General features: G+C 43.8%; 31 protein-coding genes. 11 read left to right on the top strand and 20 right to left on the bottom strand.

Annotated features, from left to right (window positions below):
* Positions 1–146: 146 nt before the first annotated feature.
* Positions 147–1,097, bottom strand: a complete 951-nt coding sequence (locus BM358_RS15435; protein WP_023986785.1) for a bile acid:sodium symporter family protein — start codon at positions 1,095–1,097, stop codon at positions 147–149.
* A gap of 244 nt (positions 1,098–1,341) precedes the next feature.
* On the opposite strand from BM358_RS15435, the gene BM358_RS15430 reads away from it, so the two are divergent.
* The gene (locus BM358_RS15430) at positions 1,342–2,097 is read left to right on the top strand and encodes a tryptophan-rich sensory protein (RefSeq protein WP_028541150.1); all 756 of its coding nucleotides are present in this window, start codon (positions 1,342–1,344) and stop codon (positions 2,095–2,097) included.
* Positions 2,098–2,195: 98 nt separating this feature from the next.
* On the opposite strand, the gene BM358_RS15425 is transcribed toward BM358_RS15430, so the two are convergent.
* Together BM358_RS15425 and BM358_RS15420 are read right to left on the bottom strand one after the other, a co-directional pair.
* The gene (locus BM358_RS15425; RefSeq protein ID WP_023986783.1) at positions 2,196–3,260 is read right to left on the bottom strand and encodes an undecaprenyldiphospho-muramoylpentapeptide beta-N-acetylglucosaminyltransferase; all 1,065 of its coding nucleotides are present in this window, start codon (positions 3,258–3,260) and stop codon (positions 2,196–2,198) included.
* Positions 3,261–3,384: 124 nt separating this feature from the next.
* Entirely contained in the window at positions 3,385–3,765 is a 381-nt protein-coding gene (locus BM358_RS15420) for a RidA family protein (protein ID WP_013308546.1), read from the bottom strand.
* Positions 3,766–4,026: 261 nt separating this feature from the next.
* Here BM358_RS15420 and BM358_RS15415 point away from each other — a divergent pair, with 261 nt between their 5' ends.
* The gene (locus tag BM358_RS15415; RefSeq protein WP_028541151.1) at positions 4,027–4,554 is read left to right on the top strand and encodes a sigma-70 family RNA polymerase sigma factor; all 528 of its coding nucleotides are present in this window, start codon (positions 4,027–4,029) and stop codon (positions 4,552–4,554) included.
* A complete protein-coding gene (locus tag BM358_RS15410; RefSeq protein ID WP_028541152.1) occupies positions 4,551–5,825 on the top strand; it encodes a DUF4179 domain-containing protein in 1,275 nt (424 codons plus the stop codon). Before BM358_RS15415 ends, BM358_RS15410 begins: the two co-directional genes overlap by 4 nt.
* Positions 5,826–5,900: 75 nt before the next feature.
* On the opposite strand, the gene BM358_RS15405 is transcribed toward BM358_RS15410, so the two are convergent.
* The 8 genes from BM358_RS15405 to BM358_RS15375 form a co-directional block, all read right to left on the bottom strand.
* Positions 5,901–6,620 (bottom strand): NAD(P)H-binding protein, encoded by a 720-nt coding sequence (locus tag BM358_RS15405; protein WP_028541153.1) that lies wholly within the window; start codon positions 6,618–6,620, stop codon positions 5,901–5,903.
* A gap of 46 nt (positions 6,621–6,666) precedes the next feature.
* Complete coding sequence (locus tag BM358_RS15400) at positions 6,667–8,112, bottom strand: ATP-binding protein (RefSeq protein WP_028541154.1); 1,446 nt, start codon at positions 8,110–8,112, stop codon at positions 6,667–6,669.
* Positions 8,113–8,284: 172 nt separating this feature from the next.
* Positions 8,285–9,787 (bottom strand): HD-GYP domain-containing protein, encoded by a 1,503-nt coding sequence (locus tag BM358_RS15395; protein WP_028541155.1) that lies wholly within the window; start codon positions 9,785–9,787, stop codon positions 8,285–8,287.
* A 785-nt stretch (positions 9,788–10,572) separates the two neighbouring features.
* The gene (locus BM358_RS15390) at positions 10,573–10,881 is read right to left on the bottom strand and encodes a hypothetical protein (RefSeq protein WP_023986779.1); all 309 of its coding nucleotides are present in this window, start codon (positions 10,879–10,881) and stop codon (positions 10,573–10,575) included.
* 100 nt (positions 10,882–10,981) lie between these two features.
* Positions 10,982–11,104, bottom strand: coding sequence for a hypothetical protein (locus BM358_RS26910; protein WP_023986778.1), 123 nt, complete (start codon positions 11,102–11,104; stop codon positions 10,982–10,984).
* A gap of 339 nt (positions 11,105–11,443) precedes the next feature.
* The gene (locus tag BM358_RS15385; protein WP_023986776.1) at positions 11,444–11,773 is read right to left on the bottom strand and encodes a hypothetical protein; all 330 of its coding nucleotides are present in this window, start codon (positions 11,771–11,773) and stop codon (positions 11,444–11,446) included.
* 137 nt (positions 11,774–11,910) lie between these two features.
* A complete protein-coding gene (locus BM358_RS15380) occupies positions 11,911–13,563 on the bottom strand; it encodes a CoA-disulfide reductase (protein WP_034094966.1) in 1,653 nt (550 codons plus the stop codon).
* 190 nt (positions 13,564–13,753) lie between these two features.
* Positions 13,754–15,046 carry a homocysteine synthase gene (locus BM358_RS15375; protein WP_013308539.1) on the bottom strand — a complete coding sequence of 431 codons (1,293 nt, stop codon included), beginning with the start codon at positions 15,044–15,046 and terminating at the stop codon, positions 13,754–13,756.
* A gap of 201 nt (positions 15,047–15,247) precedes the next feature.
* Between BM358_RS15375 and BM358_RS15370 the strand changes: the two genes are divergently transcribed.
* Positions 15,248–15,499 carry an acetate and sugar kinases/Hsc70/actin family protein gene (locus BM358_RS15370; RefSeq protein ID WP_028541157.1) on the top strand — a complete coding sequence of 84 codons (252 nt, stop codon included), beginning with the start codon at positions 15,248–15,250 and terminating at the stop codon, positions 15,497–15,499.
* A 907-nt stretch (positions 15,500–16,406) separates the two neighbouring features.
* On the top strand, positions 16,407–16,850 hold the full coding sequence (locus BM358_RS15360; protein WP_049828373.1) for a hypothetical protein: 444 nt from the start codon (positions 16,407–16,409) through the stop codon (positions 16,848–16,850).
* Between the two features lie 66 nt (positions 16,851–16,916).
* On the opposite strand, the gene BM358_RS15355 is transcribed toward BM358_RS15360, so the two are convergent.
* Both BM358_RS15355 and BM358_RS15350 read right to left on the bottom strand, forming a co-directional pair.
* The gene (locus BM358_RS15355) at positions 16,917–17,375 is read right to left on the bottom strand and encodes a DUF5301 domain-containing protein (protein ID WP_028541159.1); all 459 of its coding nucleotides are present in this window, start codon (positions 17,373–17,375) and stop codon (positions 16,917–16,919) included.
* Between the two features lie 277 nt (positions 17,376–17,652).
* Positions 17,653–18,018 carry a hypothetical protein gene (locus BM358_RS15350; protein ID WP_028541160.1) on the bottom strand — a complete coding sequence of 122 codons (366 nt, stop codon included), beginning with the start codon at positions 18,016–18,018 and terminating at the stop codon, positions 17,653–17,655.
* 256 nt (positions 18,019–18,274) lie between these two features.
* Between BM358_RS15350 and BM358_RS15345 the strand changes: the two genes are divergently transcribed.
* From BM358_RS15345 to BM358_RS15335, 3 genes are all read left to right on the top strand, one after another.
* A complete protein-coding gene (locus BM358_RS15345) occupies positions 18,275–18,607 on the top strand; it encodes an RNA polymerase sigma factor (RefSeq protein WP_028541161.1) in 333 nt (110 codons plus the stop codon).
* Positions 18,559–18,774: a helix-turn-helix domain-containing protein gene (locus tag BM358_RS15340; RefSeq protein WP_237448909.1), complete on the top strand. Its 216-nt coding sequence runs from the start codon at positions 18,559–18,561 to the stop codon at positions 18,772–18,774. The genes BM358_RS15345 and BM358_RS15340 overlap by 49 nt, the downstream gene beginning before the upstream one ends.
* Positions 18,775–19,091: 317 nt before the next feature.
* Positions 19,092–19,490, top strand: a complete 399-nt coding sequence (locus tag BM358_RS15335) for a hypothetical protein (RefSeq protein WP_028541163.1) — start codon at positions 19,092–19,094, stop codon at positions 19,488–19,490.
* A 25-nt stretch (positions 19,491–19,515) separates the two neighbouring features.
* On the opposite strand, the gene BM358_RS15330 is transcribed toward BM358_RS15335, so the two are convergent.
* From BM358_RS15330 to BM358_RS15320, 4 genes are all read right to left on the bottom strand, one after another.
* Positions 19,516–19,875, bottom strand: coding sequence for a hypothetical protein (locus tag BM358_RS15330; protein WP_028541164.1), 360 nt, complete (start codon positions 19,873–19,875; stop codon positions 19,516–19,518).
* 194 nt (positions 19,876–20,069) lie between these two features.
* Entirely contained in the window at positions 20,070–20,222 is a 153-nt protein-coding gene (locus tag BM358_RS27190; protein ID WP_305953841.1) for a hypothetical protein, read from the bottom strand.
* Between the two features lie 108 nt (positions 20,223–20,330).
* Positions 20,331–20,591 carry a recombinase family protein gene (locus tag BM358_RS27185; protein ID WP_305953840.1) on the bottom strand — a complete coding sequence of 87 codons (261 nt, stop codon included), beginning with the start codon at positions 20,589–20,591 and terminating at the stop codon, positions 20,331–20,333.
* Positions 20,592–21,242: 651 nt separating this feature from the next.
* Entirely contained in the window at positions 21,243–21,872 is a 630-nt protein-coding gene (locus BM358_RS15320) for a flavin reductase family protein (protein ID WP_049828374.1), read from the bottom strand.
* Between the two features lie 98 nt (positions 21,873–21,970).
* Here BM358_RS15320 and BM358_RS15315 point away from each other — a divergent pair, with 98 nt between their 5' ends.
* Positions 21,971–22,660 carry an ArsR/SmtB family transcription factor gene (locus BM358_RS15315; RefSeq protein ID WP_028541166.1) on the top strand — a complete coding sequence of 230 codons (690 nt, stop codon included), beginning with the start codon at positions 21,971–21,973 and terminating at the stop codon, positions 22,658–22,660.
* Positions 22,661–22,683: 23 nt separating this feature from the next.
* Here BM358_RS15315 and BM358_RS15310 read toward each other — a convergent pair whose 3' ends face one another.
* Genes BM358_RS15310 through BM358_RS15300 form a run of 3 tightly spaced genes read right to left on the bottom strand, consistent with a single transcriptional unit; the run spans position 22,684 to position 25,328 of the window.
* The gene (locus tag BM358_RS15310) at positions 22,684–23,838 is read right to left on the bottom strand and encodes a hypothetical protein (protein WP_049828375.1); all 1,155 of its coding nucleotides are present in this window, start codon (positions 23,836–23,838) and stop codon (positions 22,684–22,686) included.
* Positions 23,839–23,896: 58 nt separating this feature from the next.
* Positions 23,897–24,490 carry a dienelactone hydrolase family protein gene (locus tag BM358_RS15305; RefSeq protein WP_028541168.1) on the bottom strand — a complete coding sequence of 198 codons (594 nt, stop codon included), beginning with the start codon at positions 24,488–24,490 and terminating at the stop codon, positions 23,897–23,899.
* Entirely contained in the window at positions 24,474–25,328 is an 855-nt protein-coding gene (locus tag BM358_RS15300; protein WP_049828376.1) for an aminoglycoside 6-adenylyltransferase, read from the bottom strand. Before BM358_RS15300 ends, BM358_RS15305 begins: the two co-directional genes overlap by 17 nt.
* A 161-nt stretch (positions 25,329–25,489) precedes the next feature.
* Here BM358_RS15300 and BM358_RS15295 point away from each other — a divergent pair, with 161 nt between their 5' ends.
* Complete coding sequence (locus BM358_RS15295; RefSeq protein WP_028541170.1) at positions 25,490–26,032, top strand: GNAT family N-acetyltransferase; 543 nt, start codon at positions 25,490–25,492, stop codon at positions 26,030–26,032.
* 17 nt (positions 26,033–26,049) lie between these two features.
* Complete coding sequence (locus BM358_RS15290) at positions 26,050–26,415, top strand: cupin domain-containing protein (RefSeq protein WP_028541171.1); 366 nt, start codon at positions 26,050–26,052, stop codon at positions 26,413–26,415.
* Positions 26,416–26,472 lie beyond the last annotated feature (57 nt).

Below are 26,472 nucleotides of genomic sequence, written 5' to 3'. Positions count from 1 at the left end.
CTACTGTTGCTTACTTAAATACAGTGGTTGTAACAACCACAGTATAATGATCCGCAACTATAAAGTCAAATCTATCCTTTCTGACCTTCCCCAAACTGTTCGAAAAAGCTGAACCGCAGCCACTTGTCACAAGCCACTGACAAAGCTTAATGGTTGCCGGATGTGCTGTTCTTCTCCTCCCGGCGGGAAAACCAGGTCGCGAGCAACGAGCCGGAAATATTATGCCACACGCTAAAAATCGCACTCGGTACAGCAGCAATCGGATTAAAATGAGCTGCTGCCAGCGCAGCGCCCAGTCCGGAATTCTGCATTCCCGTTTCCAGAGTAACAGCTTTACGCTTGGAAAGATTCATACCGAATAGCTTGGCAAACCAATATCCGAGCAGGAACCCGATACCGTTATGCAAAATAACCACACCAAAAATAATCGGACCTGTCTCCAAAATCTTGCCTTTGCTGCCTGCAATCACAATAGCCACGATGAGCATAATCACCAGTGTTGATATGAGCGGCAGCGCCTGGACACTGGCTTCTGCCTGTTTGCGAAATAGCGATTTGACGATAACACCCAACACAATGGGGACAATAACCACGATGAGAATATCCATGATCAGCGACTTCGCATCAATATTCATCCAACGTCCAGCAAGCAGGTTAATCATGGCCGGGGTAGCTAGTGGAGCAATCAGCGTCGATACTGAAGCAATCGACACGCCCAACGCCACATCGCCTTTGGATAAGAGCGTCATTACGTTGGACGCGGTTCCACTCGGGCAACAGCCTACCAAAATGACACCTACCGCAATATCCGGTGGCAGCTGCAATACTAATGCCAATCCAAAGGCCAGAAATGGCATAATCAGATAATGCCCGACCACACCAATAGCCACATCCACTGGACGCCGAAATACTTCACGAAAGTCAGCCGCAGATAAAGTCAGCCCCATCCCGAACATGACAATGCCCAAAAATAACTGTATGTATCCTTTCAACCCTGTAAACGCCGCAGGAAAGAAAAATCCCAAGCATGCAAATAAAAGTACCCAGATGGAAAAGGTTCCTCCTACAAATTTCCCTACTTTCTCCAAGCCATTCATTCCACTTATCTCCTTACTTCTATATAATTTGAATTTGAGGAAATTCAGCTTATATAGTGCTTAAAATTTTCACCATTGTACTACATATGACTGCATATACATACAACTTTTTATGATTTTACCGGGATCAAGAAACTTTTTCCGGTTAGGACATATTCGAAAGCAAAGTGGGTATATTCATAATAGAAGCTTGTGACCAGTCGGTCATTTTTGGATCATCATTCGTTGTGGAGGAGATATCCCTATGTCACGAAGCCATCCGTATAAATGGTGGAATATTATTGCATTTATCGCTGTCGTTCTCGTTAACGTTCTGGCTTCTACACTTCCTATCGGTGGCAGAAGCACTGCTGCTGTATCCAACATGTACCCAACCTTGATCACCCCAGCGGGTTACGCTTTTTCCATCTGGTCGGTCATCTACGTACTGCTCGCCTGCTTTGTCGTGTACCAAGCTACACCTACAGGGCAAGCCAAGACAAGCGTTCAGTCCATCGGTATTTTTTTTATTCTAAGCTGTCTCTTCAATATCATCTGGATTTTCCTCTGGCAGTATGTATACGTAGAGCTGTGCGTCATCGTCATTATTCTATACTTGCTTTCCTTGAGCGTCGTGTATGTACGTACCCGCACGCCGCAGCCAACCCGCGGAGAAATGTGGTTCGTCAAGCTACCGTTCAGCCTGAACCTCGGTTGGGTATCTGTTGCTACTATTATCAATATTGCAGTGGCACTGGAAAAGAATGAATGGAGTGGCTGGGGACTCAGCGATACGACATGGGCGATCATTATCCTGCTCATCGGCACCGTATTGGCCATCATGGTCAGCTTCCCTTATCGCGACAGCATTTATCCTCTCGTATTTGTATGGGCCTATGTCGCCATCGCCGTCGAGCATCCGAACAATGAAAATGTACGGCTGGCTTCATTGATCTTGGCGGCAATCATTCTGGTGTACGCGCTATGGCTATTCTTTGCCCGTAATCGAGAACGGGATTAAAGAAAACGAATATGATCTCCTAGCCAGAACAAGCGAGCTTGGGTCTGAATCATCTAGCCCAAGCTCGCTTGCTTTGTTTATTCATTTTAACCATGTGATTAGGTATAGACTTTAATCAAATCTATAAGCTTGCTTGTCGAGTGATCTGCATTCATTTTCTTCATATTGATAATATAATCCGACCTTTTTTCATACAAACCAAGAATCATGTCAACAAATCGTTCAGATTCCAACTCTTCTTCTTCTAAAAACTCACAAAAGCCTTGCGCTTTAAATGATTTGGCATTTAGAATTTGATCTCCCCGGCTGACTGCCTTTGAAAGAGGGATCAATAGCATAGGCTTCCGCAGCGTTAAGAATTCAAAAATGGAATTTGAACCCGCCCTAGAAACAACCATATCTGCCATCGCCATAACATCCGCCAGTTCATCGTTTATGTATTCAAACTGCTTGTAGCCATGCATATGAATGGAATGATTCACTTGGTCTTTACCACAAATATGGACGATTTGAAAATGAACGAGCAAAGCCTCTAAATTCATCCAGACCATCTCATTGATCTTCTTGGAACCTAAACTCCCACCCATGATCAGAATGATCGGCTTATTTCGAGTAAATCCGCAATAGGTCAAACCTTTGGCTGCCTCCCCATCTTTTAGTTCATCTCTCACAATAGCACCTACATACCGGGTATGCTTAGAGCGAAAGTACTGAGTGGTTTCAGGAAAGGTAGTACAAATTTCTGTAGCAAATATGCTGGAAATCTTATTAGCTAATCCAGGGGTAATATCTGATTCATGAATGATTACAGGGACTTTATTCAACCACCCAGCCAATACCACAGGAACCGAAACAAACCCGCCTTTTGAAAAAATAATATCCGGTTTTTCTTTTCTTATAATCCGGTACGCTTGAGAAATCCCCTTCAGCACTTTAAAAGGGTCCTTAAAATTATTCCAATCAAAATATCTGCGCAATTTCCCAGTTGAGATACTAAAATAACGCACATCTTCCAGTCCAGAAATCAATTTTCTTTCAATCCCTTGTTCAGAGCCTATGTATTGGACACTCCAATGTTGTTCCAGTAAGTGAGGAATCAAAGCTAGGTTTACTGCTACATGTCCTGAAGAGCCTCCACCAGTGAAAATTATTTTTTTAATCATCTCCACCTCCACTCTGTATTCAAAAAAAACAAAACACATTAAATTTGAGCAACCGGGTGCCTCTATTTAATAGGGACACCCGGTTGCCATACAAACTTTTTATTTTATGAACGGACCTTTCAGACTATTCGCCCTTCAATGCAATGACTTCAATCTCCACCAGTGCATCCTTAGGCAGACGAGCTACCTCCACCGCACTGCGTGCTGGATAGGGTTGTTCAAAGAAAGAACTGTACACCTCATTGACGCTGACAAAATCGTTCATGTCCTTCAGGAATACAGTCGCTTTCACAACCTGGTTCATGTTGCTGCCTGCCGCTTCCAGAATGGCTTGTACGTTGCTCAAGGACAGGCGTGCCTGCTCCTGTACATCCTTACCGAACTCACCTGTTGCCGGATTCAGTCCAAGCTGTCCCGAGGTGTAAATAAACCCGCCTGCCTCTACCGCTTGGCTATAAGGGCCGATAGCACCGGGTGCTTTTTCAGTAGCAATTGTTTTTTTCATATGGGTTGGATTCTCCTTCCTGATACTGGTTCACCGTATTATAGCATGTGAAGTCCAAAGCCACTATTCCGTGCGACGGATTAACGCACTGGGCTTCTTTTAAGCCATCCCTTGCGACGGTGCTATATTTTTTATATCCGCTGTAACCTTTAGCGCCTATGTATCATCTAACTCCTATAACCTGCTACAAAATAAATTCCACAAATCCAGATACAGGTACAATGATCATAGCCAGTATAGACGGGAAAGGAGCACCATCCTTTGAATCTCGAAACAAACTTACACCAAGCAAGGCAGGGGGACCGCAAGGCATTCGTCGCCTTGATGAAACATATGGAATCCGATATGTATGGCATGGCGCGTTCCATTCTTCGCAGCAATGAAGATTGCGCGGACGCGATGCAAGAGGCGATGCTCAAGGCATACCAGTCTCTGGGTGAGCTGCGTGAACCTCGCTATTTTAAAACATGGCTGCTTCGCATCCTCATTAATGAGTGCCATCTCATTATCCGCAAGCAAAAACGGATCGTACCCGTGGCGGAATTTATAAAGGAACCCTCCATTTCGGGCGGATATGAAAAAATCGAACTGCGCGAGGCCATCGACCACTTGGAGGAGTCCATGCGAACTGTGATTTCCCTGCACTATTTGCGGGATATGCCGATCAGAGAAATATCAGAGGTACTGGATGTATCAGAGGGGGCCGTCAAAACACGATTACACCGTGCTCGCAGAACATTAATGGACCTGCTACAAAATCGCGGAGAAAGGAAGGTGACCTTTCAATGAGCCCTTCAGAGTTTGAGAAACAGAATAAAGAGCTGGACCAGAAATTACAATCAGAAAAAGAAAACTTGGAAGCAGACACGGTAATGATTCCCGATTTGGTAAGAGAACGCTTAGATGTATTTTACACACAAATGGAATCGGATGTGGAGCCGTTATCCAAGTCTCCTTCCTCTTCCTTACATGGACCAGTCAAAAGATTTCTTCGGGGAACCGCAATTGTCGCTGCTTCTGCGGCTGCCATTGGCATTATGATCATTGGTAGCGCCTTTGTTTCGCCTACAATGGCAGAATCACTGAAACAGGTTCCCCTTGTAGACAGCGTGTTCAAGCTTGCTGGGGATCTCGGGCTGCAAACCGCTGATCAGAAAGGGTTCGCAACTTCCTCGAATCTCAGTGTTACCCATAGCGGTATTACATTAAAGGTACCACAAATCATATTTGACGGGACACGCTTGGTCGTGGCGTTGGAAAAGAGCGGCGGAGATTCACAACATCAAACCCTATATCCGGCCATCCAAACGCAAGGACAGCCCGAGGAGGACATTCTGGAGAAAGTGGACCTGTTCATCAATGGGACATCGGTCAATAGCAATAATGGCGCCTTTAATTTCATGTATGGCCGCCCAGGCAAAGACAGTAATTCTATGCTGATTGCGTATATGCGTGACCCTGCCAGTGGTAAACCCGCCTTATCGGATCAGTTTGAGCTAGAGGTATATGCAAAGTTAAAAGGTATAGCCGAGCCGTTTCGCATACAAACCACGGTTCACAAAACTAAAATAAATAACAAGATACTTCAGCTGCAAATGAGCAAGTCTAATCCGTATCTTGCATTTACGGCAGAAAAGGTAGAAATTACACCCATCACGACCAAGATCACAACGTCGTTCAAAATGCTGACCGATATTGCACATATGCCGGATGATTATACCGTGGAGCGAGAATACAAGTACATCAAAAACGGCCACACGATCCAGTACACCAAAAAGGAATTGGATATGCTTGAGTATGCTATATTCGACGAGCAGGGAAGAGAACTCCAGCTCCTGAGCGGCTCTGGAGTTCCCCTTACCAAAGAACGTGACAGCAAAATGATCACCCTGTTTACTCCTTTTGTAGATACTCCCCAGAAGATCATTTTCAAGCCTTATATATTGCCAACACAACCAAGAGGCAGTGCCCTACTCGATGCTAATGGCAACTGGACACGCCATTACATTGATGAATTAGAGATTACGATAGATGTGCCGCAAAAAACAAACCACCAATAAAACACAAATAACGCCGCTGTTGTCCGAATCATTGGGCAGCAGCGGCGTTATTGTCATTTTAATCCTGCCGTGGTTTTACACGTTCTCATCAGGAGCCGTTCCTGTAACAGGTTCCTCATCTTCGGATGTTAGCTCTGCACCAATGACCCGAATGATGTCGTTCGGATAAATATGTACGCCGCTCGCCTGCGCAAGAGCAATTCGTACCATGGCTCGTGCGATGACCGAGGCCGGGATAGCGCGGTAGGAAGCGAGCTTGCCCGTCATCAGACCGTCCAGCGCTTTCATGACAACAGCTGCAGCGGCTTCGCCCAAACGTCGTTCAGGTCTCGCGCCCAAAATCAGCGACGGACGGAACAAATGCAGCGCAGGCAGCCCGATAGCGGCAAGCGCCTCTTCAGCCTCACCCTTGGTGCGGTTATAAAACACGCGTGAATCTGGATCGGCCCCCATCGCTGAGATAGCTAGCATCTGTACAGCACCAGCCTCTTTGCCCAACTGGGCAGCCAGCACCGGATAGTCCAGATCCACCTGACGAAACTGCTCCTTGGTGCCAGCTTTTTTCATTGTTGTCCCAAGGCAGCAAAAAACATCATCCACCCCTTCGAAGGCGAACGCCGCTTTCTGTGGCTGTTCCCAATCGATGAGCGCCTGCTCCAGCTTGGGATGCTTGATGTCCAACGGACGTCTGCCCATAACCATGACGCGGTTGTATTCCTTTTGCACCAGCAGCTCTCGTACAACATAACCCCCGACGAGCCCTGTTGCACCCACAACGACCGCTTTACGTTCCATGATAGACCTCCTTTGTGCCATAACGCTCCTGCTCCTACAATAGCGATTAGGTTAATTTAAAGGGTTGTTCGTCCGCCTCCTTGCTTACGGACGGACACATGGGTAGGTACAAGGAAAACGTACTTCCCTTACCCTCCTCACTTTCTAAACGGATAAACCCGCCCAACAAGCGGGAAAAATCACGGCTGATGGACAATCCCAACCCGGTTCCTCCATATTTACGATTAATGGAACCGTTCGCCTGCTGGAATGCCTCAAAAATAACGTGTTGCTGAAGCTTGGAAATACCGATGCCCGTATCTTTTACAGCAAATACAACCCAATCTCCCTCCTGTCCCTTTCGATCCAGATGCTGTGTACTCATTTCTAGCAATACACGTCCTTCATGAGTGAACTTAAAGGCATTGGACAATAAATTACGCAAAATTTGCTGTACACGTTTAGAATCGGACCGAATTTCATTCGGTATAGGCTCATGCTCCTTTAAGCTGAATTCCAGGTTTTTATCCTTCGCAGTGACTTCAAAATGCATCATCATCACCTGCGCAATCTCACGCACATTGACTGGCTCACTTACGATTTCCATGTGCCCAGCCTCGACCTTGGACAAGTCCAAAATGTCGTTAATCATTTGGAGCAAATCATGCCCCGAGGCATAGATGAGATCGCTGTATTGGTATAACTCGTCCTCATCCAGTTCTTTTCCCTGCTCGTTGATAATCTGCGCCAGATTAATGATGCTGTTAAGAGGTGTACGTAACTCATGCGACATCGTTGCCATAAAATCCGATTTATATTGGGAAGCCATCATCAGTTGCTTGGCACGTTCCTCTAGAATGACCTTTGCCTTCTGCAACTCATCTCGCTGCTCTGATAACAACTCATTCGCCTGCTTAATCTGATGATTCCGCTGTTGTTCCATCTGAAAGTCCCTTAAAATCAGAGCAAATAAGAAACTGAGGACGATGCCGATTGGCAGTGTAAGAGGGACAACCTCCGCTACATAATAGCGCCAGGGAATGACGCCCAGACAGGCAATATTTAACGTATTTACGATATTAACCGCTAAAATGGTCACCGATGCCTTAATAATCAAACGCCAGGTGGAACGGCGCATCCAGTAGTTCAATCCGGCGCACAGGACGCCCAGAATGCTCATATTCAAAAAGCCGACCCACGCCGCCATATGCAGACCGAAGGTAAATCTCGTTAGTCCGATTGCGACCCCAATAATAATAAGCGTATAGGAGCGGGGATACACCAATGCCGCGATAATCAGCGGTACAAAACGCAAATCAAAAATAACCGTTTCACTAAAGTTAAAACCAAAACAAGAGCTGACCCATCCGCCAAATATCACTAGCAGCACCGAGCTGACATATTTGAACCGCGAAGAGGTACGACTCAAACCATATTTATAAATCACGTTCGCCACATAGGCAACGGCAATCAGCATCCCTAAATTCATTAAAAACATCATTGAAAATTGCATGGACTCACACTCCCATAGCGCAAAAAATTGGATGCCAGGCCTATGTTAACCGTGTTTGCCTTTCTTGTACATCATAACATGAAGCCCCATCTTTCGACATAAAAGATGCTTACATTCCTATATAAAAAAGCGAACCTCAATGGCTCGCCCTGTTGTGCTGATATATACAGAGTCAGCTTGTGATGCCTTTGTTCCGGCGCCACTCTTTGACAAATAATTCGGCAAAATAAGGGTCCCATTGGGTTCCCTTTCCCTCTTCCAATATCATAACCGCCTTCTCTTCCTTCATACCTTGCCGATAGGGACGATCAGACGTCATCGCATCATAAGCATCCGCTACAGCAATGATTCGCCCAAATAAGGGGATATCTTCCCCAGCGAGCTGGTCAGGGTATCCCTTGCCATCATAACGTTCATGGTGCGATCGCACGCCGGGCAAATAAGGGGCCATAGCATAAGCTGGTTCAACTTGCCGGAGAATGCTCTCTCCCATAACCGGGTGCATTTTAATCTGATCAAACTCCTCGTCCGTCAGCTTGCCGTCCTTGAGCAGAACAGCGTCAGCCACGCCGATTTTACCGATATCATGCAGCAAAGCTGTTTTGCGCAGCAAGTCGAGGTCTGTCTCATTCAAACCGCCCTTGCGCCCAATGAGTACGGAGTATTCAGCCACACGCAAAGAATGTCCTGCGGTATAGGCATCTCGCGCATCCAGCGCTGCCGCCAAGGTGGCGAAGTAACTGTCCAATAGCTGACCGTTCTTTTCTTCCCGTTCCTTCAGGCCCTCGATCATCATGTTAAAGCCTTCAACCAGCTCGGCAAATTCGTCGGAGTACAAGTCGCTGGCATTACTGTTCAGGCGGCCTTCCCTCACTGCATTCATTTTTTCCAGCAGGTGGTGGATCGGCTGTTCGATCTCACGGGTCAACAACCTTCCTCCGAGATAAGCAAAGGCTACACCAAAAATTAAAATCGTACCCGCCCATGCCCAATAGGAACTCGAATCCGTCGCCTCCAAACGTTCCAGGCGAATCTGTGTAGCTAAACAAAATAAAAACAGAGGAAAAGCACCAATGAGCGTCGCGCTTAACTGAAATTTATGCCGAAGCGATAGTAGGACTCGTCCTCGCAGGGACAGGTTTAATCCAAATTGCTGATAGGTTCGATCACGGATTTCCTCCAGCAGCGGCTTGATTGCTCTCATTGTCAGGAAAAATTCAACCAGTGCGTGCATCGAAGCAACCAGACAAGCTCCTATACAGGCGATTCCTACATAATACAAGGGAAAGGTAAGTTGTCCAGTATGTATCATCCATAAGGCAATGACGGCTGCCGGGATAGAGAAACCCAACAAATGCGGTCCAACAATACGTAAAACTGACAAATTAGGCAGATGATGAACCCGGATATACACCGCTTCTACATCCTTGAGTGTTTCCTGATTGCCGTAAAAAAAGCGATGAACCGGTCTCAAATGCATTCGAAACACTATGGTTTCACAAGCAATCATAATGACGCTGGAAAATGCAATAATTTTAACAAGACCCAGAATTTCATAGTGGGCTACATTTAACGTGGAAAATACAAAAATCATACCTACCAACAATACAGCGATAAACGAACCTATAATATAGTTCAGGATAACATGCTGAATAAAGCGCTTATAGGTCGGCAAATTGCTACCCCTCTTTTCATCCGTACACTCTAAAATATCTTGTGTATTCAATATCGGAGTCCAACCATCAAAAGTTTACCTTCTTGCTCGAGCATTTTACATAAATACGAGGATGGCTTTTAAACTGCAATTTATAGATGGGAAATCATCTTATTCTTAACTAAGAAACTCTCGAGGGAAGAGCATTTTAGCCAACATTTTTTCCAGTCTATAATCAAAAAGCCAAAAATGACTTGTGTTTTACAATCATTCTTGCTATACTATTGAAGTATGTATTAACCCCATAAGATTCCACGCAACAAGCTATTACTCCTAATCACCGTATGGAGCTTCTCCTAATTTTATGTATAACCCTAATGTAGAATTTTGAGCTTTTGCCGAAGATTTTCACATTCACACTGGCGCGGTCATCGGAGCCGCAAGGACGAAAGAGAGGTAGGGCTTTTGTCGTTTGGAAAATGAACAGTGGAATCACACTGCCCCTTATGAACATGCTGACCATATAATGCAAGGTAGCAGGGGTTGAATATATATTTTGCCATCAAACGATGAAGTTTGAGCAGGCCGTGCAGTATATGCAAACTGCACCATCCTCCGGATGATCCCCGGGGGATTTTTCATATACGGAAAGCGTATCTATGAACAAAAAAGTGGCCCTGCCGATACATCGGCAGGGCCTATAGCTTGATCAAAAAGGGGTTAATAGGGTCATTATAGTCTCGCTTTCTTAAAACTAAATGATATGCACCTTAAAAACTCATTAATTTTCCAGTTTTATATACCTTCTAATAATTCGTCCAGTATTCTGTACCATCGGGCGGCATCGTTTGCGTAGTGGAACGTCTTGTTTCCGCTTGGGTGCGCCTTTGGGTCGAGGGACGCTCCCACCCTTCCAGTAAAACAACATGCTGGGTACCCGAATTGTTTTCCCAAGTGATGTAGCGCTCCTGTTCCATATGTCGCAAGGCGACTGTAATTTCAGCATCTCGCTTGCCCGTTTTTACGGTCAATTCCGCCATTGTGGGCATGTGGCGATGCTGGGCGAAATAATTATACAAAATACGTAACAGCTTTCGTTCCAAATCTGGCAACATCGTCTTCCCCCCCTACAAAGAACATATGTTCCCATTATAACATATAAAAATGCACCCTCCTACTGGAAGATGCATTCGGGCTTGTATGCCCATGTTGAATTTAGTTTTTTTCCTTCTCCTGACGACCGACAGAGCGCAGCCACCAAGCGATTCCACCCACACTTCCAAGTGCCAGAACCGTTAAGAAAATAATATAGAACAAATGAAATGCACGATCACTCATGGCAATCGCCTCCTTACTTTATGTATACACTTTCCAGCTAAGCCTGTAAACCTCTTTTTAGTCCCACATTCTAAATTTCCCCAAAAACTCGACAATAGATACTTGCTTGAGATCCATCGGTGCATACTAACTAAAAGTGGTTAATACCAAATATGAGACAGACCAAGGAGGTTATCGAATATGAAATTCCTATTGATCGTGATCATCGTCGTGCTGATCGTTGTGTTGCTTATGAGAAGACGCAGATAAGCGGAGACATCCTGCATGGTTAAAAAGGAATACAAAAAGGGCTTTCGGTACATCACCGAAAGCCTTTATCCATCTGAGGTTAAGGCTAATTTACGCCTTGTTCTTCTTGTTATATTTAATAAAAGCAATTACAAGCGCTACAGCAAACAATATTCCGCTGACCACCCATGTTGTCAGAAATGCCATACCCAAACCGACATTAGACCCCATCGTCGGGTGATTCATGGCAGTAAACACTGATCCCTGCATCATAAATATGGTACAGAACAAAACAACGGGCGCTAAAATAATCGTGCTTGCTGTCTTCCGAGTACCAGATACTGCGATCACGCACAGAGCGGAAATCACCAAGATCACCCAATATATAACTGCTTCCCAAATCACTGAAGTGCCCACCTGCTCAACCTCTTTTCTATCCATTCGTATATGCCTCTTCTATTGTAACAGACGTCACACAGTGAACCAAGCCATAATTTGATCAGAAAAGGGGTAAACCCTGCGGATAACGTAAATAATGTACAGTAGCGATCCTACACCAAAGACATGAAAGGAAATGTTCACTCACGTTCAGCCATAACCGAATACGTCTTATAGCCACCATCAACGTTCCTCACCCGATAACCGTATTGAGTCAAAATTCGGGCAGCAATATAGCCTCGCAGACCGACTTGGCAGGATACCGCGATCTCTAGATCACTAGGGATTTCTGCCATCCGCTCTCTAATTTCGGCCAGAGGAATATGAATCGAACCTGGAATGGCCCCTGCCTGTAGCTCCACCGCATCCCTAACATCAATAATAAGACCACCATTGCGGTGAAAATCATCAACTTCATGCCACTGTATCGTTTGGACCAGCCCATCCATGATATTCGAAGCCACGTAACCCGCCATATTCACAGGGTCTTTTGCTGAAGAATAAGGAGGTGCATAAGCAAGTTCAATATCAGCCAGTTCACGGACGTTCAAATGGCCACGAATAGCCGTCGCAATGACATCAATCCTTTTGTCTGCTCCATCAGCTCCAACAGCCTGCGCCCCATAGATCATCCCGTTTTCGGGATTAAAGAGCAGCTTCATAGCAATGGGTGATGCGCCAGGGTAATAGCCGGCATGTGAACCAGGATGAATATGAACAGCCTGATAAGGAACGCCCAGCCGCTGTAATGTTTTTTCATTATTACCTGTAGAAGCTGAAGTCAATGCAAAGGTCTTAATTACGGATGTTCCAAGCGCCCCATCATAAGAAATTGCTTGACCGTTAATATGATCCGCTACCAAACGCCCCTGACGATTGGCTCCCCAGGCTAGCGATACCATCGTTGCAAACCCATGATTGCGGTCTTTGACCTGAATGGCATCCCCCACCGCATAAATGGCCGGATCGCTGGTTTGCAGTTGGGCGTTCACCTGAATAGCGCCGCGAAAACCAAGTTCCAATCCGCTTTGCTTGGCCAACTCATTTTCAGGAACAACACCGATCGCCAGAATAACCATGTCCGTCTGAAGCACACCCCCGGAGGTCAATCGAAGTTGTGTACCCTGCTCTTCAAAAGCTGTGACTCCTTCCTCTAAACGCACCTCCACCCCGTTCAGCCTCATATGCTGTTCTACCCATTTTGCCATTTCAGGGTCCAGTGGATTCAATAATTGTTGCCCCATATCAATAATGGTTACTGCAAGTCCACGCTCCCGCAAATTCTCGGCCATCTCCAGCCCAATAAATCCGGCCCCGATCACCGTGACGTGCTTTGGATGCCTTTCATCTACATATGCCTTAATAACGTCCGTGTCATGAATATTTCTTAATGTAAATAAATTCATAGCTTCATGTAATCCAGGAATGTCCGGTATCATCGGTTTGGCTCCCGGCGACAATACCACAATATCGTACGGCTGCTCATCTGTTTCCCCTGTAATCATATCGCGGAAATGGACGAGCTTCTGCTCGCGGTCTATTTGTATCACTTCTTTCAGTACCCGTACATCTATATTAAAGCGGTCTCTTATCCCTTGAGGTGTCTGAAGAAACAGCTTCTCCCGCGCATGGATTGCCCCGCCAATATAGTAAGGAAGGCCACAGTTTGCAAAAGAAACATGCTCTCCGCGTTCAAACAAAATAATCTCGTCTTCCTCATTCCATCTACGTAATCTCGCAGCAGCAGAAGCTCCACCTGCTACCCCGCCAATAATAACTATTTTCCTACCCATTTCTTCCCCTCCTTATATACCCTACGGGGTATAATATATACCTATGGGGGTATGTTGTCAATACGCAAAAAAGACGGAGGTTGCCCCCCGCCTGATAAACATTGAACGAATACTGATCTGGGTCGAAAAATCACTTGCGAATGCTACACGAATGCTCTGTCACACTTAGTCTAAGAAGGATCTACTGCTACTACTGCTGGCTGGCCGCGATCGCCTGCTCCAGATCGTACAATATATCGTCTATCGCTTCTGTCCCGACAGATAGGCGTAACAGCTCTGGTTTGACTCCTGCAGCAACCTGTTCTTCCACATTCAACTGCTGGTGCGTTGTGCTTGCCGGGTGAATAATCAAAGACTTGGAATCACCTACATTCGCCAAATGAGAAAATAGCTTTACATTCGCAATTAGCTTGCTTCCCGCCTGGCTTCCACCTTTAATACCAAAGGTCAGGATTGCTCCTTGTCCTTTCGGCAAATACTTTTGAGCTAATTCATAGGACGGATGGCTCGGCAACCCGGTGTAGCTGACCCACTCCACATCCTTGTGGCCTTCGAGATATTGCGCTACCTTCAAGGCATTTTGACTATGTCTTTCCAACCGCAGATGAAGTGTCTCCAAGCCCTGAAGCAGCAGCCATGAATTAAACGGAGAAATGGCAGCTCCCAAGTCCCGCAGCAATTGGACCCGTGCCTTGATAATATATGCGATAGGTCCCACCGCCTCGGTGTAAACAACTCCGTGGTAGCTCGGGTCCGGCTCAGTCAGTCCTGGGAAACGACCACTCGCTTTCCAGTCAAACTTGCCGCTGTCCACGATCACCCCACCAATAGACGTACCGTGTCCGCCAATAAACTTCGTTGCAGAATGCACGACAATGTCCGCTCCGTATTCAATAGGACGCAACAAGTAAGGACTTGGGAACGTGTTATCCACAATCAGCGGAATACCATATTCGTGCGCAATCGCCGCTACAGCTTCCACATCCAGCACATTGCCCTGTGGGTTGCCAATCGTTTCGGCAAATAATGCCTTCGTCTTATCCGTAATGGCATTACGGAAGTTCTCTGGATCATCCGAATCGACAAAATGTACTTTAATGCCCAATTTCGGCAGTGTTGTAGAAAATAGATTATATGTACCGCCATACAGACTGGAGGCCGACACAATTTCATCCCCGGCTCCTGCAATGTTCAGGATGGAGAAGGAAATCGCCGCCGCTCCCGAAGCCGTTGCCAACGCGCCAGCCCCGCCTTCCAACGCAGCGATCCGTTGCTCGAACACATCCGTGGTCGGATTCATCAGACGCGTATAAATGTTGCCGAATTCTTTCAGCGAGAATAAATCAGCCGCATGCTCCGCATCCCGAAATCCATATGAAGTGGTTTGATACAACGGAACGGCGCGGGCAAAGGTAGTAGGATCAATTTGTTGTCCGGCATGGACAGCGAGAGTTTCGAATGACAGCTTGCGTTCTTCTGACATGGTTATTTCCTCCCTTGTTATACGTGCTGTATGAATCGTCTCTTCCTGTATGCGTACTCATGGATGATTTTTCAATCATTCTCGCACAAAAAGAACGATTTGGGAAGATAATTCTCATTATTCAGGTAGGATATTATAATTTTATTAAAATATCAGTTTTCTACCAACAAACAGCAATTACAGGCAATAAGCTACATATTGATGAATTTTGTTTCTGGAATAGATAAAGGATTTTCATATACATGGGGCACCGATCTTCATTTGGTACATGCCAAAGACCGGATTATAAATACAATTGGGTTTGAAGATCGTTACAAACGACAAGAATTCAAACTCCTTACCGATTTTGCTCTGGCTGAACTAGCACGTGACTATGAAGAAGCGAAAACTTCTATACTCGAAGTAATTGTTTCCACAAAGGAAAGATACTTCTTACAACCTAATAAAAAATAAAACTTTCCCTATTACCATTTTTGTGGTAAGAGCTGTTATAAAGTATACAAGAGAAATCCTGAATACGATTAGTACAACATTAAGAAATGATACCGTGCTATTTACTGGTGGCCGGTCCAATCTAATCGGTCAGAAGGAAGTTAAAGCACATTACAAATTTGCCCGGTTTGTAGAGGATTCGGAAATCGCTAATGTGCTCGGTTTTTACAAATAAGCAAAAGCTATGGTAGCCGCTAGATCAGAGTGAAACAAATGGGCGATAAAGTAAGAATAGAAGTCACTTTCAACACAGACAAACATGCAGACATTTTAGCTGCTATGAAGAAATTTGGAAGCCAGGCTGGTTTCCTTAAATCGCAGCAGTCCACTATTTGAATACAACAGGGGGCAATAATCCCAATGCTATTCTGCCCCCTAACCCAGAGATAAGCAAGACTCCAGCGGAACATCAGCCAACCAACCGTTTCAAGAAACACGTAGAACTTCCCCCAGGGATTGGCGGTCAAGCCATTTCCTCACGACTCGAATAAACAAAGCCCCTGCGGCTGGCAGGGGCTTTCTTTGTTTGTAAGTTTGGATTTTAGACCAATTGGGCGGTGCCTTTCGGGCTATATTAACACCCATTCCAGCGTCCCCATTAGGCCGCAAAAGCTCTGATGGCCTTTCAAGCATCCTTTAAGCCTTTTCTTTGAAACGATCCCTAGAAGGCCATTCTCCACGTATACATCAAGAAACTTACTACTCTCTGGATGTCCACCCGGCCCAAAATAGAAACCTCCAAATAAAAAGTATTAATGTGTTGTAAAAATGGCTCCTTTTTTTCCCTATATAACGAGAAGCAAATAAAGCGCGCAGCTCTCTAGTCTGATTAGACAAAAAAACTTTAAGTAAAAGGAGCTAATTAATTATGGCATTTACAAAAGAATACACTGCTAATGTTGTTTTGAATTTGGACCAGGTTAGACAACTGCAAAGAGCACAACGAACTGTTTATGATAAGGGCCTTGTAGAGCAGAATACTAATGCTTTGGCCGCTGGGTTGAGTTCTTCGCTTTCTATACTAGGGGCTATATTTTTTAAGTACACTGCACCTAGTTTGGCAGCAGGCATTGCCTCTCTCCTGTTAGGTATGGTTCCTAATGAAAAAGATGCTCTCAAAAGTATGGTTATTAATGGTTACTGGGAGATGGGATATCTTCAAGACTTTTTGGAGGACAATCAAGGGAAATATGATTTGATTGATGTCAAATTTCCATTTATTGAATATGAAACACAGGGGATCAGATTCATTACTGGTAAAGGTGTAGTAACACGAGTGCATTCCACCAGCGGTGGATGGATGCTTATGTAATAGTCAGTTATAGAACAAACGACCGCTTGCCTAGCTAAGACAAGCGGTCGTTTGTTTCTTCAAAATTTATTTGAACAAGTTTTCTATTAGCTTCCCATTATATCCACTGATGATTTCATATGAAACAACATTACTTTTAGGAACGGGCGTGTTGTATTTATAAACCACTAAACTTTTTTCTCCAAAAATGGTTAATCCAACGCTTCTTTCTTGTTTTGATCGTATAGTAATCCAATACAAGCCGGACGAAGGAGCGCTTGAATCAGATTTTTTTAGCTGTACTTTCGAAAGTTCTTCTATGATTTGATGAATTTCTTTAGCATTTGACACAGTTATCTTTTTTTCATTGGCAGAATTGTCCTCTGATTTAATGATTTCAATGGTATCAATTTCTTTCAGATTCACTTGCTCTAAAGCTGCTTCTTTAAAAGAAATAGTCGATTTAGATACAAAAATGCCTCCCACGACGATGATTACTACGAAAAGTATTATGATACTTAGAGCATACTTTTTTTGTATTTTCATAAAGCCCTCCTTATAAATCGAATTATACATAATGTACCATTAATATAAAAATATTTCCATGGCACTATTGTTGTGTTTGTAAAAAAGAGAACTGATGATTGTCGAACATCTTTGTATGCAATTTGTCTTCATATATGTCCTATCGACGGTAAAGCCGCCAGAATGTTTTTCAAAAAAATAATAAAAAAACGCTGTGAGCAGGATACTTGGAATAAAATCACTTACACACAGAATCCAATCGTATAAGCATCGAAACTTCATTAGATTTATGGCCTGCTCACGGATCAGGTTTAAATAATTCGGTGTAATTTTGACCGGATAAAATCCGGCACACTCCCGCAGAATATTTTCTATTGTCCACACCTTTCTCGCCCAGTATTAATAATTCTGGCCGCCCTGCTCTTGGGCTTGCCCAAAGCCAGGTATATTGTCTTTTCGCTCCACCGCCGAACCAATAAATGTGTTTACGTATAAAGGCTCGGATCAGGCGCATTTCCTTACGGGCTATTTCCTTCTGTTCCTCTGCTTCTTGTGGGTTGCCTGCACCTTCACCGTTCTTTAAATCATAATTCGCATGACCGACTTCATCAATTGTAGTCAGAGCACATATGGCTTCTTCAATCACAATGGTGAGCGTGAGCACCTACTTTGCTTCCTTTTCCCAGTCGTAAGCAAAAATAGATTCCTTCAGCTCCCCATACGAATTAACAACTCTAAACGTAGCAGTTGGCTTCGCTATATCGTCTTCTTAAAGGAAATTTCAAATAGTTCCAAAATAATTCAAAATTTTATTATATTCGCTAAAAAAGAAAATTCATTCTATAAATTGGTTGTTATATTAATTTTGAGAACTCCTACCTTATATGTACGTATATGAACATAAGGGAGGAAATTTTTCTATGGGTGCTATTGAAGATTACCGACGCGAGTTATATAGAATTGCTTGGAGAATTCAATATCATACAAAACGCAATCGTAAACGTGAAATTTCTTTAGAATTCAAGCCTAATCTCTTTCAATCCTCTTTTTCGGAAGAGTCTGATAACAAAATAATGATACAATCGTATATTAATAGATTAAGGTCTGAGATAGGTAAAAAAGTCATCTATGAAATTTACATAAACGATAAAACAGAAGCCCAAGTTGCCAAGGAACTCCATATTACACAACAGGCGGTGAACAAATGGAAAAAGAAGGCGCTACACGATTTATGTCAGATGATGAGTTTATGAAACTAGTAGAACTTGCCCAAACCAAATCCGATGTAGAGGCAATGAATGCAATTTTTCAATACTTCGATCCAGATATTAAACGATTAAGTGAATTTATCCGTATGCCAAAAGAGGATGCGATCCAGAGTATGAAAACCGAACTTCTTGAGTTTATCATGAAAAAATAAAGAGCCCTTGGCAATAAGCTGCTTCCGGTGCCCTACCGTGAGCAGCTTATTTAGTCTTCTTGATCCAGAAAAAATTTCATATTCAGGTTGTGTAGTTTCAGTCCCTAACTCCTACATAAGTGTAGGGATAATCGAGTAAAGAACATGAATCACAAAAATTCATGACTTCGCAATTTTCACGATTTGGTTGTAATTCACAGCCTTAAATCACCTACATAAGTGAGAGGGAATTGAAGACTGACGTCAAAAAATGTGGAGCCATTTAGATGTCAGCGACTCCATCAATTCTCTCATAAAAATTCGGGAGGTAATAAATTATGGCACAAATTCATTCTCAACACGCAACCTATCTTTCAAAAGATCAATTAAAGGAAATGATCGAACAATATACTGGAAAATCCGCTTCGACATTAGGATATGCAATTGGTGCATTCGGTTATAAACTTTGTTCTAACGCCCTTAAAGCAAAAATCCCACCTGTGATTGTAGCATGGCTGGGGGCAATTACTACTGTTGTAGCTGGGGCAGCCCTTCTTAAGGATATTAGCACCTATACTGAAAGACAGAATTTTGTAGGTTTGTTGCAAAATCTAGTCGATAATCCTAGACAGTACACCCGATTCAAAGTAGTATCGACCATTTGGATGGAATGGCATGAAGGTCCGACAATGGGTTATTACACCTATTATACGACAGTCTCCTATGAAGCAGTCTAAGCAGTAAACATAAAAAAGGGGCGGATCAATTCCGCCCTTTTTTTATAATCTCAGTAAAAGTTACACTACTGTAAATGAGGAAATATAATTCTGCGATTAGAAAAAGCAGCTTATGCATCCATGTTTCTTGTGACAGAAATAAAAATATGATAACTCCGAATGAAATTATAATCATAATCACTTCTACAATTGTATCACTTTTAATCCTGCTTCTCTGATTAGCCTGGTATTTTTCGTACAAAGCTCGACCAATCAAACGAATAGCGTAAGTAGCCATCAACCAATCATAAATAAAATGAGATGGATGATAAACAATACGCAATGTTAAGGTGGCCAAGAAAGCAATCAAAATAAGGACAATTGAATAATAGGGTTTCTTTAGCATAGTTTCAGTTTCTCCCCTTACTTCTTTTACAATTATTATACAGTATGTGTATGAAGATTCCATAAAATAAATATACTTGTAACCACAAGATCGGTTTTATCCGTTTTAATAATTGTATTTCATACTCGGCTACGTATCGGTAGAAGATTCTCTTCGACACGCCCAATTCATTCATGGCCGCGACTCTAGTAAAATCATTGGCTTTCCATTTTTCGTACACCTGAGTAAATATCGAACCCATCTGTTTCTTGGGCCGTACCAAACTCCCCACCTTCCTTTTTAGCAACAGCAATCCCTTCTGCTTGCCTGACACGATTCTTTTTCCGGTCCTCTGTTCGGCTCCCCATGCCAGCATACTAAGAAACTGGTCTTCCAGTAGCTTGCCTATATCACCCAGGGCCTTGAAACGGTGACTATCAAATAAGCTCTCATTCTTATGCATAAAATGTCGGCCTTCAGCTCAGGGGTAATATATTTCCACTCGTACAAAATGCCATTATATCTTGGCCAAGTCGATCAAGTGCATACAGGTATAACAGATCCCCTTCCCGAAGCATCAGCCGCATGGCGTTATATCTTATCCGGTTAAAGTATTTTCCACTTTGCTTGTCTATAAAAGTAAACCGTTCCTCAATGCCCAACTCCCGGAATTTTAGGAGCTGCCGTTCTGGATTTCGGTCTTTGGCCGACACCCGGGCATAAGCCATTTTTACCATGTGATGCATCGTCCTTTCAGTTCCAAAAAAGTGCACCATTAATATAGGAACGTTCCAATAGTGATTTATACACATTTCGGAACATGATGTAGACTGATTTAGAACCGTTCCTAAAAGCATGCTTTTAGGAATCCATTCACAAATTTTCCGGAAGATATACACGGTTCAAACAAAGTTAATGTAGAAGTATGGGGCGTAGCCGGTTCGTTGCATTCGGACGCGAAATAATGGCTGAACAAATCAAAGAAGCTCCATACCGATGGCGAAGGCTGGAGCTTCTTTAGTTGTTTCTTAGGCTTTTTTATATACAGGCCATGACTATAATATTTTTTTATCTGAGATATTCGGGCTTATGACATGCCAAGCCACTCCGCATATTCGCCTTGCTTGGCTCCTTAAAAACGCTTGATAAAGTAGTTGAAGCAGCAGCGGAAGATTGACCGCGCCAATATGCTCCATACCTATTCCCGGTGGTTTTCTCCTGTCTCACGCTCGCTTATAGACGTTTACTATCATACTTATGCCAATAATAATACCAACCAGCTTCCGCACAACGTCCAAAAGCTTCAGATACAAATCAAGAGACACGGCAGCCCCCCCTTTCGGGTAGCTTCGCCGTGTCATTCCCCACCAGTTACCTTGTCCCACTCATTATCGGAATGTTTTACCTAAATGCTCCCCCAAACCAAAATAATGACGGAAATTATAGATGAGTGGGCTCCACTTTGTCGGATCAATATGGTTCTCACCGAGGATGATATCCTGATGAACATGCACCTGTATGGCTTGAGTTTCGACGATCGCAAAATAAGGAGAATGGTTAGGGATTCTCACATCCTTCACCTTAGCTTCAATTTGAATAGGGCACTCCCTGATTCGGGCGGGCTTGACCCTATTCGACTCAATCGAAGTTAGTCCGCTGATCTCATACTTATCTTTATGGTACATAAATCCATGTTCCTTCTTTTCCGCTGGAACAGGATTCTTGCCTGTATAAGGAGCCAAACGTTCTACATTTTCCCACATTGAAGGTCCCGGAACGTTAATTACGCATTCGAGATGCCGTTTCATATTTTCAAATGCTTTGCCACCTATTCCAATGCCTAATACCACAAAATCTCCTAATGCCCACGAAGAGGAAATGGGGCTAATATTGGTCGTTCCATCCTCATTCAGCGTATTGAGTAAAATCACAGGGGTTCCGTAATATAAAATGCTAGGGTTAATCGTTTTAACGTCTGGGCTATAATTCATCTCATTCATCTGATTTATTGGGTTCATTATCTTTTCTCCTTCTATTCAGATCCGCCTCTCTATTGTAAAATATAAATATTTCAACCTTCATCGAAGTATGGATTACAAAGGGGGATAACCGTGCCATGAGCACTAAGTCAAATGTAGCCATGATTGCTTCTCTTGTTAGCGAGCCTTCCCGTGCAGCTATACTCACCGCTTTATTAGACGGCAGGTTCCACACGGCAAGTGAATTGGCCCATATGGCAGGCATCAAACCGCAAACGGCCAGCTTCCATCTGGCTAAAATGACCGAGGCACAAGTCGTTACTGTGGAAAAACAAGGGCGTCACCGTTACTATGGCATTCAAGACCCCGAAGTTGCCCGGGTGATGGAATCATTTTTATCCATAGCTCCGTCTGTCCCTATCCATTCATTCAAACATGCCTCCGAAAACGAGGCCCTACGGTTGGCAAGAACTTGCTACGATCATGTTGCGGGTCAACTAGGCGTGCAGCTCATGAGTTTTTTCATTCAAAAGGGGATTCTTTCCGAAGATCAGGATGGGCTTCATATCACGGAACAAGGAGAGACTTTCTTCACTGACTTTCAGATTGACCTTAAAAAAACAAGACAAAAGCGCCGCTCCTTCTCACATAAATGCCTGGATTGGAGTGAACGACGCCATCACCTTGCAGGTGCTTTAGGAAGTGCTGTTCTGGACAGATTATTCGAATTAAATTGGATCGAGCGTCTGCCCACAACCCGCGCGATACGTATTACAACCGATGGTAAAAGAGGTTTTAAAGAGATATTTTCGATAGAAGTCGACTAGATCATCATAGTTCTAATCTTTTCTTAATCCGCGTCGGATTTTATGATTGGAGACAAGGCCAGTTGTTTTCTCGTCATCGGACGGACATAGGCATAATTGTTTTTTGGAGCCTTTCCTTTTGTCACACCTGCTTTATATCTTCCAGCTCCAGCCGGGACGGCGACCAAGGTTCCGTACGTTCTCATCGCACGTTCAATCGGGAAAGATACGGAACGCGTTCCGTCGGTAGATCCGGCAAAATGGACCGCGGCCGCATAGTTATTCAACCGATCGTTACTGTCATTCAGCCATACGGAACCCGAATCTCCAGGCCCAGTTCGTCCCTGGGTAAAACGAATGACGGTTTGATCACGGAAAATCTTGATTCCCGAATCGCCTCTCACCCTTTGTTCCACACCAATCGCCTCCACGACTCCTCTGGCGAAGCCGTTGGTTTTAGCCATTCTTTTAAACGTCATTCCCAGACGGTAGCTTAATAAGTGCCCGGGTACGGTAATGAGGCCACCACTTTGGTTAATCAGATACCTTGGGTTAAGCAGACTGTTTGAATTGGCAATAGCGATGGCGGAGTCCTGAAAGTTAACCCCTGTCGTAGTAAGCGGGACAAATTGAAAAGCTCTCCCGATCTGATCCGCCGTTCTGCCCCCATCTGCCGGAGAAGGCTGAATGGTATTGTGAAATTGGTTTGTATTCGTCGGGACTAGAACATGGGCATTACTCAAAATAAACAAAGTATTATTCTTAATAACAATGAGTCCTCCGGTTCCTCCTGCAGTGGTGGGAACCGTCGTTCCTACACTGACCGCACCGGGCACAGGGCGCCATCTTTGGCGAGGGTTCGTTTGGGTAGGAGCCGCCGCTTCCATCTTGAAGGAGCCTGCACCTAGAATTCGGATAGGAATCGCAGAAGCTCGACTTATATCTTTTGTTACTGCCTGCAATTTGGTTTGTGTCACAGCCGAAAGATTTCTCAAGGTGTATAACACAATCGCCGCGCCCTTTGCTGGTCTATTGGGATCAGCATAACCTACGCCAATTCCTGTTACTCCGTTCCGCTTTAGCATCGTTCGCCAAATCCGACTCTTCAACTTGAAGGCTTGATAAAAGGTAGCCACAGCCACATACATCCCCTTTTCATAGTCAATGATGTATATACATATGACTAATCGGCATATCATGACTGTGCGTTTCCCCAGAACAATGAAAAAGGTGTGGGCTAGATGAACTGTTCATTGATCAACCTTCCTTGAAAAACTCTACCATTTCTTTAAATGATTGCTGAGCTGAGTGTACGTTATATCGGGGAGAGTACGGGTCACTGAATCCGTGCTGTCCACTGAATTTATGTACCTGGATATTACGGTTGTCTAAAATTGAAATGAGCTCATCCACATTAAATGATGATTCTTCCTGTGGGAAAAAAAGCAATGTTGGACAATGTGGAGCTATTTCTAAATAATTTCGAATACGAGAGCCATAGTATCCTACGATTCCATCAACATACTTTTCTTTACTACACAGCCAGGCAATCGTTGCCCCTATGCTAAAGCCGACGATAAATACCTTTTTATAACGAGCTCGAATACTTAATAATAAACTTTCGATATGATAGAAAGCGCGGTCAAATCCTATATTATCCATAAAATTGGTGTAGGCAGTTTCCTCTTGCGAATAGTCATAAGGTGTTTCCTTGCCTAGTAAATTTGGACAAATGACGTCATAACCCTGATCCGATAATAGGCTGCAAAAATTTTGTATATGCTGGTTAATCCCATAAATCTCATGCAGCACGACGATTAGGATGTCTGACTTTTTATCTATGCTTATCATATTGTCCCCCTAACCAGGCTTGAATATGGGAAAATAATTCATTCGGATGCGCGTATTTATACTTAGCTGCCACTTCCGAGGATAACCGTTTGAACAACTCCAAGGATACGATCAGTGCTTCCCAACTATGATTGGGGTCGTATTCCCCAAAAGATTTTTTCAAATCAGCAACGACATCTTGATCAGCCCATTCATTTATGAATTTCCCTGCATGCCAAGTATCATATTCCGATCCATGCACAGCTTTTGCATGCCACTCTATCATTTGCAGCAATAATTGTTTACAGTCCGTATCTCTTTGCTTAGCTACCCACAGATCATTGCGCAAAATTTGTTTAGCCACATATAGAGAGGCGAAGCAATACATATTAACAACCTGTAGATAAGCACCTTCAGATATCGGAGGAGTACCCGGGATCGTAGTGGTTTGAGGGATGATTTGGTTTCCATTTCCCGTCTTATCGAGCAGCATCCTAACCCCACGCTGAAATCCTTCAGGAATATGCCCATTTTTGATTATATGATCCAGATCAGAAGTATGACGGAATAGAAAATCAACCTCAGCCCCTTGGTCAAAGAGAACTAGTTTTTCTGGATCTCCTTTTGCCGTTCGAAACATAAAGCTGGTCCAAACCTTGCCAATGTTTAGTAACCATTGATCATTTTGAAGATAGTAATCTGGATTCGTTGAAAAGACGACTACATCCAAGTCAGAAAACTCATCAAAAGGTTTGTCCTCTCTTGCCCGGGACCCAACGATATAAACCGCAATAATTTCCTCATTAGAGATTCCCCATTCGGATATACGCTCCTCAAGCACTTCGTAAGCATTATTCATTACAATATATCCTCCTTTTTTAGAAAACATTATATCCAATCCAATAATTACGGTATATATTTTTTAGTTAACATTGATATACACCATTCATCAAATCAATTTCCCAATCTTCAGCCTGTGATATAATTCTTTCAATATTACAGTTTGGAAGGATGGTGCAGATGTCGGAGCAGCGAGTATACATCCGGTTCTCTGAGGAGACGGACGCCGCAGAATTGACAGCAATGTACAAGCGCAATCGGGAATTCTTTGAGGAGTTTTCGCCAAACACCCAAGAGAAGTACTATACGGAGGAGCACCAGCTCCAGACGATTATTAAGAGCAAGGCCGACATGATGGAGGACCGGAAATATTCCTTTGTGGTATGTCACAAGGAGGACGACCGGATTATAGGCAGCATAGACCTATCTTTTGTGGTGAGGGGACCGCTTCAGAGCTGTATGATCGGATACAGCCTAGACCAAGCATATAACGGCAAGGGTTATACGACGGAGGCGGTGAAGCAGGTGGTTCGCTATGCTTTCGATGAGCTAAAGTTTCACCGGATCTTCGGGGAAGCCTCTCCTCGTAATCCAGGATCCATCCGTGTGCTTGAGAAGGCTGGCTTTCACAAAGAAGGCATCTCTCGAAGTAACGTAAAGATCAACGGAAAGTGGGAGGATCACCAGGTACTGGCGATTATAAATCCGTCTGAGGATATCTAGTTTAAAAGGAGGGTATTATGAAGTATCAATCAATCAAACTACATGAAAAGTTATCTAAGTTTAGTGATCATTGGTCTCCGAAAGTTATTGGTGAAATGAATGACTATCAATTTAAATTGGTGAAAATAGTTGGGGATTTTGTATGGCACGATCATCAAGATACCGACGAGGTCTTTATTGTACTTGAGGGCGAGATGTTCATTGATTTTAGAGATGGACGGGTACAGGTTTCTCAGGGAGAAATGTTTATTGTACCTAAGGGGGTCGAACACAAGCCATTCGCACATCAGGAGTGCCATATCATGCTAGTAGAGCCGAGAGGTGTAGTAAATACTGGAGGAGCAGAGTCAGAATTAACGGCAGTCAATGATATTTGGATTTAAAATGCAATAATGACGAGCTTTAATACAGAATAAACATACGTATTTTGTGCTAATTCG

This window comes from Paenibacillus sp. cl130 (assembly GCF_900116035.1).
Lineage (GTDB): Bacteria > Bacillota > Bacilli > Paenibacillales > Paenibacillaceae > Paenibacillus > Paenibacillus polymyxa_B.
Note: the sequence above shows the minus strand (reverse complement) of the source record. Positions and strands in the feature narration are given on the sequence as shown.